Source organism: Saccharothrix obliqua (assembly GCF_019375475.1).
In the GTDB taxonomy this organism is placed as follows: Bacteria; Actinomycetota; Actinomycetes; order Mycobacteriales; family Pseudonocardiaceae; genus Actinosynnema; species Actinosynnema obliqua.
Genome location: NZ_JAHXGQ010000009.1, coordinates 121,813 through 135,630, shown reverse-complemented (window position 1 = coordinate 135,630; position 13,818 = coordinate 121,813). Strand labels below are relative to the sequence as shown.

The window sequence follows — 13,818 nt, the reverse complement described above, 5'->3', positions numbered from 1 at the left end:
CCCGCTCACACCCGCGCCCGCGCGCGGGTCAGCGCGTAGTCCTCGGCACGCACCTTCCTGGTCCGCATCCAGTACCGCCACGTGAACCCGGGCCACACGGTCCGGTTCACGCCCCGCGCGTCCAGGTACCAGCTCTTGCACCCGCCCTCGGTCCACACGCCCCTGCCGAGCTTGCGCTGCAACCGCCGGTTGAACCGCGCCTGCACGTCGGGCCGCACGTCGATCTCGTCGGCGTCGTGCCGGTCGAGCAGTTCCAGGCACTGCCGCACGTACCGGATCTGCGACTCGATCATGAACACGACGGAGTTGTGGCCCAGGCCGGTGTTGGGGCCGAGGAGGAAGAACAGGTTGGGGAAGCCGGAGACGGTGATCCCGTAGTAGGTCTCGATCCCCTGCTCACGCCACCGCCCGGCCAGGTCGACGCCGCCCCTGCCCCGGAAGTCCAGGTGGTCGTAGCCGTCGACGACGTGGAACCCGGTGCCGTGGATGATGGCGTCGACCTCGTGCGTCACCCCCGCCCCGTCCACGATCCCGTGCGCCGTCACCTCGGCGATGCCCGCGGTGTTGAGGTCCACGTTGGGCTTCATGAGCGCGGGGTAGTAGTCGTTGGAGATGAGGACCCGCTTGCACCCCATCGTGTAGTCGGGGAGGAGCTTGGCGCGCAGCTCCGGGTCGGGCACCTGGGCACGCATGTGCCGCCGGGCGATGCCCTGCGCGAGTTCCATGATCTTCGGGTTGACGGCGAACCCGAGCGCGCTCGACTCCCTGGTCCAGTACACGAGGTTCCGGTACGCCCGCTGCGTGCCGGGCAGGGCGTGGAACAGCTTCTGCTCCCACGTGGTGATGGCGCGGTCCGCTTTGGGCATGACCCACGGCGGCGTGCGCTGGAACACGGTCAGCCGGGCCACGTCGTCCGCGATGCGCGGCACGAACTGGATGGCGGACGCGCCGGTGCCGATGACGGCGACCTTCTTGCCCCTGAGGTCGTACGAGTGGTCCCACCGGGCGGAGTGGAACGCCTTGCCCCGGAACCGGTCCACGCCGGGCAACTCCGGGATGTTCGGGATGTGCAACGCGCCGACACCCGCCACGACGGCCTTCGCGGTGTAGGTGTCGCCGCGGCTGGTGTCGACGTGCCAGACCTTCGCGTCCTCGTCCCAGCGCGCGCCGGACACCTCGGTGCGGAACCGGATGTGGTCGCGCAGCCGGTGCTTGTCGGCGACCCGTGCCAGGTAGTCCCGGATCTCGGGCTGGGTGGCGAACACCCGCGTCCACCGGGGGTTCGGCTCGAACGAGTACGAGTACAGGTGGGACGGCACGTCGCAGGCGCAGCCGGGGTAGGAGTTGTCGCGCCAGGTGCCGCCCAGGTCGCCCGCCTTCTCCAGGACGACGAAATCACGCCGGCCGACGCGCAGCAGCTCGATCGCCATGCCGAGACCGGCGAACCCCGCGCCGATGACCAGGACTTCGACCTTCCGGTGCATCCCGTCCTCCAAGTCCAGCTGCATACTGCCCAGTAGGTTACTGGAAGTAAGTTACCTGCGGTAGTGTGCGCCGGGTGACCACCGCGGAGCCGCGTCGCAAGCGGATGCCCAAGGAGCAGCGCAAGGCGCAGATGCTCGACGTCGCGGAGCAGGTGTTCGCCGAGCGCGGTTACGTCGCGGCGTCCATGGACGAGATCGCGGAACGCGTGGGCGTGTCCAAGCCGATGCTCTACGAATACTTCGGGTCCAAGGAGGGCCTGCTCACCGGGTGCGTCCGCCGGGCGCGGGCGGAGCTGCTGGAGCGCACGCGGCGGGCGATCACCGGCGCGGACGGCCCGGAGGAGGTGTTGCGCCGCGGCCTGCTGGCGTTCTTCGGGTTCATCGCGGACCACCGGCGGTCGTGGTCGCTGCTCCGGCAGGAGGCGGCGGTCACCGTGCCGGCCGCGGTGGCCGAGGTCGAGGGCATCCGGCGGCAGCAGACGGACCTGATCGCCGCCGTCTTCGCGGGCTTCGACCCCGGCGCGGCGCCGGTGGTGGCGGAGGCGTTCGCGGAGGTCGTGGTCGGCGCCGCAGAACGCCTCGCGTTGTGGTGCGAGCGCCGCCCCGAGGTGGGTCCGGCGCTCGCCACCGACTACGTGATGGACATCGTGTGGCACGGCGTGGGACGCCGGCTCGCCCCTTGAGCCGTCACGGCCGCACCACGACCTTGAGCGCGCGGCGCTCGTCCATCGCCGCGTACCCGGCCGCCACGTCCGCCAGCGGCACCTCCTGGTCGAACACCGGGGACGGGTCCAACTCCCCCGCCAGCACCTCCGCCATCAGCTCCGGCAGGTAGGCACGCGCCGGCGCGACACCGCCCGCCACCGAGACGTTGCGCTCGAACAGCTCGCGCAGCGGCAGGTGCGGCGCCTCGTGCGGGATGCCGACGTAGCCGATCCGCCCGCCGTCGCGTGCCGCGCCGATCGCGGTCCGCCACGACTGGTCCGTGCCGACGCACTCCAGCACGGCGGGCGCGCCCAGCCCACCGGTCAGCTCCCGCACCCGCGCCACGGCCTCGTCACCGCGCTCCGGCACGTGGTCGGTCGCGCCGAACCGCCGCGCCACCGCCGCCCGGTCGGCGTGCCTGCCCAGGGCGATCACCCGTTCCGCGCCGAGCCGCTTCGCCGCCAGCACGGCGCACAGCCCCACCGCGCCGTCGCCGACGACCACGACCGTCGAGCCCGGACCCACCCCGGCCGCGACCGCCGCGTGGTGACCGGTGCCCATCACGTCGGTCAACGCGAGCAACGCGGGTAACAGGGCGTCGTCCACGCCTTCGGGTAACCGCACCAGGGTCCCGTCCGCGAACGGCACCCGCACCGCCTCGCCCTGGCCGCCGTCGGCGGCGCCGGTGCCCCAGATCCCGCCGTCCGGGCAGGACGACTGGAGCCCTGCCGCGCAGTGCGGGCACGTGCCGTCGCTCCACGCGAACGGCGCGAGCACGCGGTCGCCGGCGCGCAGGGACGTCACCCCGGTACCGACGTCGACCACCTCGCCGAGGAACTCGTGCCCGATCCGCTGGCCGGGCACGCGCTGGGAAACGCCCCGGTAGCCCCAGAGGTCGCTGCCGCAGATGCATGCCAGCTCGACGCGCACGACGGCGTCGCCGGGGTGCCGGACCGCGGCGTCCGGCACCTCCTCCACCCGGATGTCCTTCGGACCGTGGATCGTGGTAGCCCGCAACGGTTCTCCTCACGCAGCGCACAGGGGGTCGATGACGGCGGCCATCCTGGCGAACCCGCACCCGTCCCACCAACCCGTTCCGCAACGGCCCGAAGAAATCCCGCCGCGCAACTCGGGGGCGCTACTCCGCGCTACCAGGGGCTGATCGTCACTCCTTAGAGGGACTGACCGCATGATCGCGACCGATTGCCGGTCAGATTGGGTGCCAGGACGGAGGTCTTGCCATGCTCATGCTCCCGATCACCGCGGACTACCGGCGCGACGGCGACGACTGGGCGGTGACCGTGCGCCGCGGCGACCGCGCGCTCGCCGCCACCGCACCGGGCCTCATCGCGGCCCGCGTCCAGGCCGACCAGCTCGTGGACGAACTCACCGGAGGGCACAACCGGTGCACGGTCGTGCACATGCTCGACGGCGACGCGCTCGCGTTCTCCGTGGCCTACCTGCACACCCGCCACGGGCTGACCGTGCCACCCGACACGAGCACCGCTCACGACCAGGCAATCCACCCCTGAGGCAGGTCGCTCCCGCCTAGGATGTCCCGCCAAAGGCGAACGGGAGCAGACATGGCCACACCGGTGTACAGCGGGGCCGCGCGATCCCCGCAACGAGGCAGACCCAGGGACGCCAGCCGCGACGACGCGCTCCGCCGAGCAGCGCTGGAGGTGATGGCGGAGGTCGGCTACCGGGCGCTGACGATGGACGCCGTCGCCGCGCGCGCCCGTGCCGGCAAGGCCACCATCTACCGGCGGTGGGAGTCCAAGCTCGACCTCGTCATCGACACGTGCACGCACCTCGCGACGGAGAACCTGGCCGAGCCGGACACCGGTTCGCTCGCCGGCGACCTGCGTGAGTTCCTGGCGTCGTTCGCGGGTTTCCTGTCGGGCCCGATCGGCAAGGCCGCGCAGGCGCTGGTGGGCGAGCTGCCGCACGAGCCGGAACTGGCGACCGCCTTCCGGGACACGTTCCTGATCGCCCAGCGCGACGTGCTGCGCCGCATCCTGGAGCGCGCCGACGAGCGGGGCGAGCTGCGTGCCGACGCGCCGCGCGGCATGGCGGTGGAGCTGGCGGGCGCGGCCCTGATCTACCGGCTGATGCTCACCGGCGACCCGCTCGACCTGCCGTTCGTCGACCGCGTGGTCGAGCAGGTGCTGCTGCCCCTGGTCGGCAAGGGGCAGTAGCAGCCGTCAGCGGAACAGCTTGCGCAGCAAGGCGAACCCGACGAGCACGGCCACCGCGATCAGCGAGTACCGGATCTTGGGTTCGTCGAGCTTCGCGCGCACGCTGTCCTTGCCCGCCTCCACGAAGCGCTGCGGGTTGGCCCTGGTGCCCAGCTCGTCGAGGGTCACGGCCAGTGCGTCGCGAGCCTGCTCGATCTCGCGCTGGATGGTGTCGGGGTCGCGCGCCACATCTCCTCCTTGCGGTCTGCCGACAACCGTAGTTCAGACCCGGGCCGGCCGTTCGACGGGGCGCGCGGGGTGTCCCTCGTTACAGCCGGCCGGGCCGGCCGATAGGCTTGGCGGTGCGGGGTCGTAGCCCAATTGGCAGAGGCACACGGTTTAGGTCCGTGCCAGTGAGAGTTCGAGTCTCTCCGGCCCCACCAGCAGCCACAACGCGCTGATCGAAGACGGGCGTGGGGCAAACGTGGGGCAGCCCCGGCTCAGGCCAGGTACCGCAGGACCTCCAGCATCGCGGCCGGGTCGACCGCCGCCGGGTCGGGTTCGGCGCACGCGGCGAGGTCGGCCCGGATCGCGGCGGCGTCCAGGTCGGTCCCGATGAGGACCAGCTCGGTGCGCCGCGGCGCGCGCCCCCACGACCCGCGCTCGAAGCGGAGGAACGCGCCGACCGCGTGCAGGCCGAACCGGTCCCGGTGGCCGGGCACGTCGAACCGCACGAAACCCTTGATCCGGTACAGCCCGGCGGGCCTGGTGTCCAGGAACGCCATGAGCCGCAACGGGTCCATCGCCCCGCCGGTGAACTCCACGGCCTGGTGGTGGACGTGGTCGTGCTCCTCGTCGGCCACCAGGTCGTCGAACGAGAGCTGGCCGTGCCGCGGCCGTTCCCGGGTGTCGAACAGCAGCGCCGGGTCGATCCGGCCGTGCTCGACCGCGGCCACCGGCGCGCCCGGCTTGAGGCGGTCGATCTCGGCGAGCAGCGGGCCGGGGTCGGGCACCCGGTCGACCTTGTTGAGCACCACCAGGTCGGCCACGCGCAGGTGGCGCTCCAGGTCGGCGGGGAACTCGGCGGCGTCGACCAGCAGCACCAACCCGCCGTACGACAGGCGCGGGTTCCCGCTCGCCAGCACCATCCGCACCACGGCCTGCGGCTCGGCGAGGCCGCTGGCCTCGATGACGATCACGTCGACCCGCGAGTCGAGCCGGGCGAGCATCTCGTCCAGCCCGCTCGCGTCGACCGCGCAGCACAGGCACCCGTTGTTCAGCGCGACGGTGGAGTCGACCTGCCCGGCCACGGCCATCGCGTCGACGCCGATCGCGCCGAAGTCGTTGACCACGACGCCGACCCGGGTGCCGCGCGCGCCGGCGAGCAGGTGGTTGAGCAGCGTGGTCTTGCCGGAACCGAGGAAACCCGCCACGACGATCACCGGGACCCGCTGCACGCCGCCGATGCTAGCCGGTGGCGCGGGGGTTTCCGGCACCGGTCACGGGGCACCCACTTCCCGGGAGGTGGTGCAGCACACGCCCGGCCGACGGGAGGGCACGCCGTCCCGCCACCGGAGCGAGCCGGCCGCGGCGGGCGCACTGGGGTTTTCCACACCCCGTTGTGCGGTCCGCTGCATGGCACGCCACCCCGGCCCGTCCTTAGCGTGTCGATCATGGATGTCAAGTGGGTCACCGACCTGATGGAGTCGTTCGGCGCGCCCGGCGCCGGCCTCGCGATCGCGCTGGAGAACCTGTTCCCGCCGCTGCCGAGCGAGGTGTTCCTGCCGCTCGCGGGTTTCACCGCGAGCCGGGGCGGGATGAGCCTGGTGGCCGCGATCCTGTGGACCACGGCGGGTTCGGTGGCGGGTGCGCTGGTGCTCTACCAGGTGGGCGCGCTGCTCGGCCGGGAGCGGGTGCGGGCCATCGCGGCGCGGATGCCGCTGGTCAAGGTGTCCGATGTGGACAAGACCGAGGACTGGTTCCGCAGGCACGGCCGGGCGACGGTGTTCTTCGGCCGGATGGTGCCGATCTTCCGCAGCCTGATCTCGGTGCCCGCGGGCGTGGAGCGGATGCCGCTGCCCGGTTTCCTGCTGCTCACCGCCGCCGGCTCGGCGATCTGGAACACCGCGTTGATCATGGCGGGTTACCTCCTCGGCGAGAACTGGCACGTCGTCGAGCGCTACATGGACGTGGTGAGCAAGGCCGTGGTGGTGCTGGTGCTGCTGGCGATCGCGTTCTTCGTGGTGTCCCGCCTGGTCCGCCGCGACGCGGACCGCGCTCAGGACCGCAGGTAGCGCAGGATGGCCAGCACCCGCCTGCTGTAACCGTCCACATCGGACAGACCGAGCTTGTCGAAGATCGAGTTGACGTGCTTCTCCACGGCGCTGCGCGACACGTGCAGCCGCGCGGCGACCGCGTTGTTGGTGTGCCCCTCGGCCATCAGCCCCAGCACCTCCCGCTCGCGCGCGGTCAGCACGTCCAGCGGGTGGGTGGAGCGGGCCAGCAGGCGGCGCACCACCTCCGGGTCGAACGCGGCGCCGCCCGCGCCGACCCGGCGCAACGCGTCCAGGAACTCCTCCACCTGGACCACGCGGTCCTTCAGCAGGTAGCCGACGCCCTCCGCGCGGTCGGTCAGCAGGTCCGCCGCGTACCGCTGCTCCACGTACTGCGACAACACCAGCACACCCACACCCGGATGCCTCCGGCGGATCTCCAACGCGGCCTTCAGGCCCTCGTCGGAGTGCGTCGGGGGCATCCGCACGTCGGTCACCACCACGTCCGGCAGGTGCGCGGCGACCGCCTGGAGCAACGCGCCCGCGTCACCGACGGACGCCACCACGTCGTGGCCCTCCTCGGCCAGCAACCGCGCGAGCCCCTCGCGCAGCAGGGTCGAGTCCTCGGCCAGGATCACCCGCACGGGACCTCCGCGGCGATCACCGTGGGACCGCCCGCCGGGCTGGTCACCGCGAACCGGCCGTCCAGGGCGAGCACGCGCCGCGACAACCCCGCCAACCCGCCGCCCGCCGGGTCCGCGCCGCCGACCCCGTCGTCCTCGACCCGCACCCGCACGACGTCGCCCTCCCGCCCGATGTCCACGCGGACCATGCTCGCACCCGAGTGCTTGGCGGCGTTCGTCACCGCCTCGGACACCACGAAGTACACCGCGGTCTCCACCGCCGCGGGCGCGCGGGTGGGTTCGCACGTGATGGTCACCGGGATCGGCGAGCGGTCCGCCACGGCCTCCAGCGCCTCCGCCAGGCCCAGCGAGTCCAACGCCGCCGGGTACACCCGCCACGCCACCTCCCGCAGGTCGTCCAGCACGCCGCGGGACTCCTCGTGCGCCTGCCGGAGCAGTTCGTCGGCGTGGTCGGGGTGGCGGCGGGCGCGGCCGAGCAGCACGCCCAGCGCGACCAGCCGCTGCTGCACGCCGTCGTGCAGGTCGCGCTCGATGCGGCGGCGCTCGGCGTCCACGGCCGCCACGATGCCCGCCCGGCTCTCCGCCAGCTCCACGATCCGGCCGCGCAGCAGCTCCGCCTCGCTGGGACCCAGGTAGCGGGCGGCGACCCGGCCCTCCAGCGCCGCCACGCCACGCAGGCCCTGCACCTCCAGGTACAGCAGCACGCCGCCGAGCAACGCCGTCCACAGCACCGCCACGACGTCCTCGGCCAGGTCCACGCCGTCGAACCGGTGCGCCAGCAGCCGTTGCACGGCGATCACGCCCATCACCACGCCGTAGCCGAGCAACGCCAGCAACATGCCGCCGAGCAGCCCCACGCCGGCCCGTGCGACCAGGTAGCGGGCGGCCCGCGCGCGGGTCGGCTCGGCGCTGTCGACGTCCAGGAAGCGCTTGACGCGGCGGCGGTCCAGTTCCGCGAACCGCCGCGCGAACGGGCGCGCGCACACCGCGACGACCAGCCCGACGGGTGCGGTCACCGCGCCGAGCAGCAGTCCGACCAGCAAGCGCGACGCCCTGTGCACACCACGAGGCTAGCCGCATTCGACCACCGGATCAGGCGACCAGCTCCCGGTCCAGCAGCTCGCGGATCTCCCGGGCCGCGGCCCGGCCCGCGCGGGTGGCGCCGACCGTGCTGGCGGACGGGCCGTAGCCGACCAGGTGCACGCGCGGGTCGGCGACGGCACGCGTGCCCGCCAGGCGGATGCCGCCGCCGGGCTCGCGCAGGCGCAGCGGCGCGAGGTGGTCGATCGCGGCGCGGAACCCCGTGGCCCACAGCAGCACGTCGGCGTGCCGCGTGGTCCCGTCCGGCCACACCACGCCGTCCTCGGTGATCCGCTCGAACACCGGGTGCCGCCGCAGCGTGCCGTCGGCGAGCGCCGCGCGCACCGCCGGCGTGAGGCTCAGGCCGGTGACGCTGACGACGCTCCGGGGCGGCAGCCCCGCCGCCACCCGCTCCTCGACCAGCCGCACGGCGGCGCGGCCCACCTCGGGCGTGAACGGCTCGTCCCGGAACTCCGGTTCCCGCCGGGTCACCCACGTCGTGGTGGTGTGCCGGGCGATCTCCAGGAGCTGCTGCACGGCCGACGTGCCGCCGCCCACCACGACGACGTGCTTGCCGGCGAACCTCTCCGGCCCCCGGTACTCCGACGAGTGCAGCTGCTCGCCCCGGAACAGCTCCTGGCCGGGGTAGCGGGGCCAGAACGGGCGCGTCCACGTGCCGGTCGCGTTCACCAGCGCCCTGGTCCGCCACGTGCCCCGGTCGGTGACGACCTCCAGCGGACCGCCCGCGTCGCGCACCGCGCGCACCCGCACGGGCCGCCGCACGTGGATGCCGTTGCGGTGCTCGAAATCGGCGAAGTACGCGGGCAGCACCTCGTTGGCGGGCGCGGTCGGGTCGGGTTCGGCGAACGGCATCCCGGGCAGGTCGTGGATGCCGTGCACGGTCGCCATCCGCAGCGTGGGCCAGCGGTGCCGCCACGCGCCGCCCGGACCGCTCTCGGCGTCCAGCACCACGTGCTCCAGGCCCGCCCGCGCCAGGAAGTAGGCGGCGGACAACCCGGCCTGACCCGCACCGACGACCACGACGTCCATGCACCGGGAAACGCGCCACGCCCGGGGTGACTTCCCCGATGTGATGGAACAGTCGGACGATCGGGTGAGCACTCGGTCACACGCGGAAGGCTTCCACCGGCGGTGGCGTTGACCCCGGGTATGAGCCGACTCCGTGACGTCCCCCTCTCCGTCCTGGACCTCGCCCTGGTGTCGACGGTGACGGATGCCCGCACATCGCTGCGGCAGAGCCGGGAGCTGGCCCAGCACGTCGAACGGCTCGGCTACCACCGGTTCTGGTTCGCCGAACACCACAACATGACCGGTATCGCCAGCTCCTCGCCGGCCATCCTGATCAGCCACATCGCCGACGCCACCAGCACGTTGCGGGTCGGCTCCGGCGGCGTGATGCTGCCCAACCACCCGCCGCTGGTGGTCGCCGAGCAGTTCGGCACGCTCACCGCGCTGCACCCCGGCCGCATCGACCTGGGCATCGGCCGGGCGCCCGGCACCGACCAGCGCACGGCCCGCGCGCTGCGCCGCACCGAGGGCCCGCTGTCGGTGGACGACTTCCCGCGGCAGCTCACCGAGCTGCTCGGCTACTTCGACGGCACCGAGGCGTTGTCCGCCGTGCCCGCCGAGGGCAACAAGCCGCCGGTGTGGCTGCTCGGCTCCAGCGGCTACAGCGCGCAGGTCGCGGGCCTGCTCGGGCTGCCGTTCGCGTTCGCCCACCACTTCAGCGCCGAGCACACCGTGCCCGCGCTGCGCCTGTACCGCGAGCGGTTCCAGCCGTCCGCCGCGCTGGACCGGCCGCACGCCATGATCTGCGCGACGGTCATCGTCGCCGACACCGACGAGCGCGCCCAGTGGGTCGCCGGCCCCGGCGGTCTCGCGTACCTGCGGCTGCGGCAGAACCAGCACGGACCCATCAACACGCCGCAGGAGGCCGCCGACTACCCGTACTCCGACCTGGAGCGGTTGATCGTGCGGGAGCGGCTGGACGAGCAGATCATCGGCTCGCCGGACACCGTCGCGCCGCGGCTGGAGAAGCTGCTCGCCGACACCGGGGCCGACGAGCTGATGGTCACGATGATGGTCGCCGACCACGCCGACCGGATGCGCTCCTACGAGCTGCTGGCGGAACTCGCCGGCCGCTCGGACTCATCCGAACGAGTGAAGACTGAAGTCGAGGTGTAGCGGTTGGGCAACAGCCGGCGATGATCCTGTTGAGCGCGCACGCCCCCCGACGCGCTCCCTAACTTCCGGGCGGCGGGTCCCGCCGCCCGAGCGGACGCCGCCGCGGTCCGCGTGGGCAGCGCCGCCCGGGTGTGGCGCCGCCCACGCGGGTGGCGCGCGGCATCACGGCTTGGCCACAGGCCGGCACCAGGTCCGAATCAAGCGCCCTGTTCGGTCCCCGACCGCCCCGGTGCGCCGTCATGGTGGTGGGAGTCGCTGTCAGCCCACCGCCGGGGCGGGAAGGGGAGGTTCGTGAAGTTCGCCGGACTGGCCGTCGGCCTGTGCCTGGCGGGGGCCTTGGCGGGATGTGCGGACCAGTCCGGGCTGCCCGACCCGTCCGTCCCCGAGACGACCTCCAGCTCCGAGGTGCAGCCGAACAACGCGCCGCCCGCCTCCGGGCCCACCGCGTTCGGCGCGCGCCGCAGCTGGCCGGACGGCCTGTCCGTCACCGTCTCGCCCGCCCGTTCGCTCAAGCCCAGCGACACGTCCACGCCGAAGGCCCCGCGCACCGCCGTGTTCACGCTGACCCTGCTGAACGCCACCGCCACGGCGTACCGGACCAGTGGGCTCACCGTGCGCGCCATGGTCGCCGGCGAGCCCGCGGCCGAGGTGCTCGACTCGGTGCAGGGCCTCAACGGGCTGTCGGTCACCGAGGTGCCGCCCGGTGGCGAGACCACCGTCACGCTGGCGTTCGCGGTGCCCGAGCAGCCGGTCCGGATGCAGCTCGTGGTCGAACCCGACGGCGCGGGCCAGGACCCGAGCGCCACCTTCGAAGGCGTCGCCTGACGCCGGGTAGCGTGACCGCATGACCGAGCAGAAGCGCCTCTCCCCCGGCGACCAGGCCCCGGCGTTCACGCTGACCGACAGCGCGGGCGAGACCGTCTCGCTCTCCGACTACCGGGGCCGTTCCGTGGTCGTCTACTTCTACCCGGCCGCGGGCACCCCGGGCTGCACCAAGCAGGCGTGCGACTTCCGCGACAGCATCGGCGAACTCGCCGCCGCGGGTTACGACGTCGTCGGCATCTCGCCGGACAAGCCGGAGAAGCTCGCCCGGTTCGCCGCCGACGAGGGCGTGAACTTCCCGCTGCTGTCCGATCCGGACCGCACCGTGCTGGCCGAGTGGGGCGCGTACGGCGAGAAGCAGAACTACGGGCGCACCGTCACCGGCGTCATCCGGTCCACGTTCCTGGTCGACCCGGAGGGCCGGATCGCGAAGGCCATGTACAACGTCCGCGCGACCGGCCACGTCGCCAAGCTGCTGCGCGAACTGCCCGCCTGACCTCAGCCCGCCAGGCCGCGCAGGTGCGGCAGCAGCAGCCGCAGCGCGCGGCCCCGGTGCGACCGCTCGTCCTTCTCCGCCGGGGACAGCTCGGCGGAGGTCACCGCGCAGCCCTCCGGCTGGAAGATCGGGTCGTAGCCGAAGCCGTTGGCGCCGGCGGGTTCGCGGCGCACCACGCCGCGCCACTCGCCGCGCACCACGGTTTCCAGCCCGTCCGGCCCCACCAGCGCCGCCGCGCACACGAACGCCGCGCCACGCCGCTCGTCCGGCACGTCCCGCAGCTGGCCCAGGACCAGCTCCAGGTTCGCGGTGTCGTTGCCGTGGACGCCCGACCAGCGGGCGGACAGCACGCCCGGCATCCCGTTGAGGGCGTCCACCGCGATGCCCGAGTCGTCCGCGACGGACGGCAGACCGGTGGCGCGGAACGCGTCGCGGGCCTTGGCGAGCGCGTTGCCCTCGAACGTCGGCTCCGTTTCCGGCGCCTCCGGGAACTCCGGCACGTCGGCCAGCCCGACGACCTCGACGCCGGCGATCCCCTCGGCGGCCAGGATGCGGCGCAGCTCGTCGAGCTTCTTGGCGTTGCGGGACGCGAGCAGCAGCTTCACTTCTTCCGCCCCTTCGGCTCGGGCAGCACGCCCGGGTAGGGCTCGGCCAGCGCCGCCGCCTGCGCGCGGTTCAGCTCCGCGCAGCCCGCCAGCGCCAGGTCCAGCATCTTGTCCAGGGTGGACCGGGCGAACGTCGCGCCCTCGCCGGTGCCCTGGATCTCGATCAGGGTGCCCGCGTCGGTGGCGACCACGTTCATGTCCACTTCGGCGCGCGAGTCCTCTTCGTACGGCAGGTCCAGCCGAACGCGACCGTCCACCACGCCCACCGAGACCGCCGAGACGGCGCACGAGAGGGGCTGCGGGTCCGCCAGCCGGCCCGCCGCGCGGAGCCACGTGACGGCGTCCGCGAGAGCCACGTACGCGCCCGTGATGGCCGCCGTGCGCGTACCGCCGTCCGCCTGGATCACGTCGCAGTCGATGACGATGGTGTTCTCACCCAGGGCCGCGAGGTCGATGCACGCGCGCAGCGAGCGGCCGATCAGCCGGGAGATCTCGTGCGTCCGGCCGCCGATGCGGCCCTTGACCGACTCCCGGTCGCCGCGCGTGTGCGTGGCGCTCGGCAACATCGCGTACTCGGCCGTCACCCATCCGAGGCCGGAGCCCGCCCGCCATCGGGGGACACCTTCGGTCACGCTCGCCGCGCACAGCACACGCGTGTTGCCGAACTCGATCAGCACCGACCCGGCGGGCCACTGCTGGAAGCCACGGGTGATCCGGATGTCGCGCAGTACGTCGTCGTTCCTGCCATCGGTCCTCAGCACGGCACTACCCTAAGACGCTGAACCCCACGACGTCCCACTGGCGTAGGGAGAGGCATGGCACTCGCGAACGGCCTGGTGACCGTGTTCGGCCTACCGGCGCACCCGTTGCTGGTACACGCGGTCGTCGTGCTGCTCCCCCTGTCCGCCGTGTTCGCCGCCGCGTTGGCCGTCGTGCCCCGGTGGCGGCAGCGCTACGCCGGGCCGTTGCTCGGCGTGACGTTGCTCGGGGTCGGTTCGGTGCTGCCCGCGCAGCAGGCCGGTGAGCAGTTGAAAGCGCGTATGGCGCCGTCGGGGAACCCGTTGATCCAGCGGCACGCCGAGTTGGGCAACGACCTGCTGCCGTTCGCCCTGGGGTTCGGGGTGCTCGTCGTGGTGCTGGTCGTGGCGGGCCGGTTGGCCGACCGCGAGCGTGCCGCCGACGGGCCGGCCGTGCCGAGGACGTGGCGGCGGATATCGGTCGTGGTGGCGGTGCTCGTGATGGCCGCGGGGGCGGCGGCGACCGTCCAGACGATCCGCATCGGGCACAGCGGGTCGACGGCCGTGTGGGGCGGCGACGCGCGCTGAGC

General features: G+C 73.2%; 17 protein-coding genes and 1 tRNA gene. 9 read left to right on the top strand and 9 right to left on the bottom strand.

Translation table 11 applies throughout. The features are described from left to right. Positions 1-5: 5 nt before the first annotated feature. Positions 6-1,508, bottom strand: coding sequence for a flavin-containing monooxygenase (locus tag KZQ38_RS26165; RefSeq protein WP_257902267.1), 1,503 nt, complete (start codon positions 1,506-1,508; stop codon positions 6-8). 50 nt (positions 1,509-1,558) lie between these two features. On the opposite strand from KZQ38_RS26165, the gene KZQ38_RS26160 reads away from it, so the two are divergent. Continuing rightward, complete coding sequence (locus tag KZQ38_RS26160) at positions 1,559-2,167, top strand: TetR/AcrR family transcriptional regulator (RefSeq protein ID WP_219445425.1); 609 nt, start codon at positions 1,559-1,561, stop codon at positions 2,165-2,167. Positions 2,168-2,171: 4 nt separating this feature from the next. Here the strand turns inward: KZQ38_RS26160 and KZQ38_RS26155 are convergent, their stop codons facing one another. After that, the gene (locus tag KZQ38_RS26155; RefSeq protein ID WP_219445424.1) at positions 2,172-3,206 is read right to left on the bottom strand and encodes a zinc-binding dehydrogenase; all 1,035 of its coding nucleotides are present in this window, start codon (positions 3,204-3,206) and stop codon (positions 2,172-2,174) included. A gap of 224 nt (positions 3,207-3,430) precedes the next feature. On the opposite strand from KZQ38_RS26155, the gene KZQ38_RS26150 reads away from it, so the two are divergent. Continuing rightward, entirely contained in the window at positions 3,431-3,721 is a 291-nt protein-coding gene (locus tag KZQ38_RS26150) for a hypothetical protein (protein WP_219445422.1), read from the top strand. 51 nt (positions 3,722-3,772) lie between these two features. Beyond that, positions 3,773-4,387 carry a TetR/AcrR family transcriptional regulator gene (locus KZQ38_RS26145; RefSeq protein WP_219445420.1) on the top strand — a complete coding sequence of 205 codons (615 nt, stop codon included), beginning with the start codon at positions 3,773-3,775 and terminating at the stop codon, positions 4,385-4,387. Positions 4,388-4,393: 6 nt separating this feature from the next. Here KZQ38_RS26145 and KZQ38_RS26140 read toward each other — a convergent pair whose 3' ends face one another. Beyond that, on the bottom strand, positions 4,394-4,615 hold the full coding sequence (locus tag KZQ38_RS26140; protein ID WP_219445418.1) for a DUF3618 domain-containing protein: 222 nt from the start codon (positions 4,613-4,615) through the stop codon (positions 4,394-4,396). Between the two features lie 117 nt (positions 4,616-4,732). Here KZQ38_RS26140 and KZQ38_RS26135 point away from each other — a divergent pair. Continuing rightward, positions 4,733-4,809: transfer RNA gene (locus KZQ38_RS26135), tRNA-Leu, on the top strand. Between the two features lie 57 nt (positions 4,810-4,866). On the opposite strand, the gene KZQ38_RS26130 is transcribed toward KZQ38_RS26135, so the two are convergent. After that, the gene (locus tag KZQ38_RS26130; protein ID WP_219445416.1) at positions 4,867-5,823 is read right to left on the bottom strand and encodes a CobW family GTP-binding protein; all 957 of its coding nucleotides are present in this window, start codon (positions 5,821-5,823) and stop codon (positions 4,867-4,869) included. A 216-nt stretch (positions 5,824-6,039) separates the two neighbouring features. Here KZQ38_RS26130 and KZQ38_RS26125 point away from each other — a divergent pair, with 216 nt between their 5' ends. After that, a complete protein-coding gene (locus KZQ38_RS26125; RefSeq protein WP_219445414.1) occupies positions 6,040-6,660 on the top strand; it encodes a DedA family protein in 621 nt (206 codons plus the stop codon). On the opposite strand, the gene KZQ38_RS26120 is transcribed toward KZQ38_RS26125, so the two are convergent. The 3 genes from KZQ38_RS26120 to KZQ38_RS26110 are packed head-to-tail and all read right to left on the bottom strand — an operon-like array spanning position 6,645 to position 9,413. Beyond that, on the bottom strand, positions 6,645-7,283 hold the full coding sequence (locus KZQ38_RS26120) for a response regulator transcription factor (RefSeq protein ID WP_219445413.1): 639 nt from the start codon (positions 7,281-7,283) through the stop codon (positions 6,645-6,647). The genes KZQ38_RS26125 and KZQ38_RS26120 overlap by 16 nt on opposite strands. After that, the gene (locus KZQ38_RS26115; protein ID WP_219445411.1) at positions 7,274-8,344 is read right to left on the bottom strand and encodes a sensor histidine kinase; all 1,071 of its coding nucleotides are present in this window, start codon (positions 8,342-8,344) and stop codon (positions 7,274-7,276) included. The genes KZQ38_RS26120 and KZQ38_RS26115 overlap by 10 nt, the downstream gene beginning before the upstream one ends. A 31-nt stretch (positions 8,345-8,375) precedes the next feature. Next, positions 8,376-9,413 (bottom strand): FAD-dependent oxidoreductase, encoded by a 1,038-nt coding sequence (locus KZQ38_RS26110; protein WP_219445409.1) that lies wholly within the window; start codon positions 9,411-9,413, stop codon positions 8,376-8,378. 120 nt (positions 9,414-9,533) lie between these two features. Between KZQ38_RS26110 and KZQ38_RS26105 the strand changes: the two genes are divergently transcribed. The 3 genes from KZQ38_RS26105 to bcp all read left to right on the top strand — a co-directional run bounded on the left by KZQ38_RS26105 (position 9,534) and on the right by bcp (position 11,886). Further along, positions 9,534-10,568 (top strand): LLM class flavin-dependent oxidoreductase, encoded by a 1,035-nt coding sequence (locus tag KZQ38_RS26105; RefSeq protein ID WP_219445407.1) that lies wholly within the window; start codon positions 9,534-9,536, stop codon positions 10,566-10,568. Positions 10,569-10,859: 291 nt separating this feature from the next. After that, complete coding sequence (locus KZQ38_RS26100) at positions 10,860-11,393, top strand: hypothetical protein (RefSeq protein WP_219445406.1); 534 nt, start codon at positions 10,860-10,862, stop codon at positions 11,391-11,393. 19 nt (positions 11,394-11,412) lie between these two features. After that, a complete protein-coding gene (gene bcp / locus KZQ38_RS26095; RefSeq protein WP_219445404.1) occupies positions 11,413-11,886 on the top strand; it encodes a thioredoxin-dependent thiol peroxidase in 474 nt (157 codons plus the stop codon). A gap of 2 nt (positions 11,887-11,888) precedes the next feature. On the opposite strand, the gene rdgB is transcribed toward bcp, so the two are convergent. Both rdgB and rph read right to left on the bottom strand, forming a co-directional pair. Next, positions 11,889-12,491, bottom strand: coding sequence for an RdgB/HAM1 family non-canonical purine NTP pyrophosphatase (gene rdgB / locus KZQ38_RS26090; protein ID WP_219445402.1), 603 nt, complete (start codon positions 12,489-12,491; stop codon positions 11,889-11,891). Beyond that, the gene (rph, locus tag KZQ38_RS26085) at positions 12,488-13,252 is read right to left on the bottom strand and encodes a ribonuclease PH (RefSeq protein WP_219445400.1); all 765 of its coding nucleotides are present in this window, start codon (positions 13,250-13,252) and stop codon (positions 12,488-12,490) included. The genes rdgB and rph overlap by 4 nt, the downstream gene beginning before the upstream one ends. Positions 13,253-13,306: 54 nt before the next feature. Between rph and KZQ38_RS26080 the strand changes: the two genes are divergently transcribed. Further along, positions 13,307-13,816, top strand: coding sequence for a DUF2231 domain-containing protein (locus KZQ38_RS26080; RefSeq protein WP_219445399.1), 510 nt, complete (start codon positions 13,307-13,309; stop codon positions 13,814-13,816). Positions 13,817-13,818: the final 2 nt, after the last annotated feature.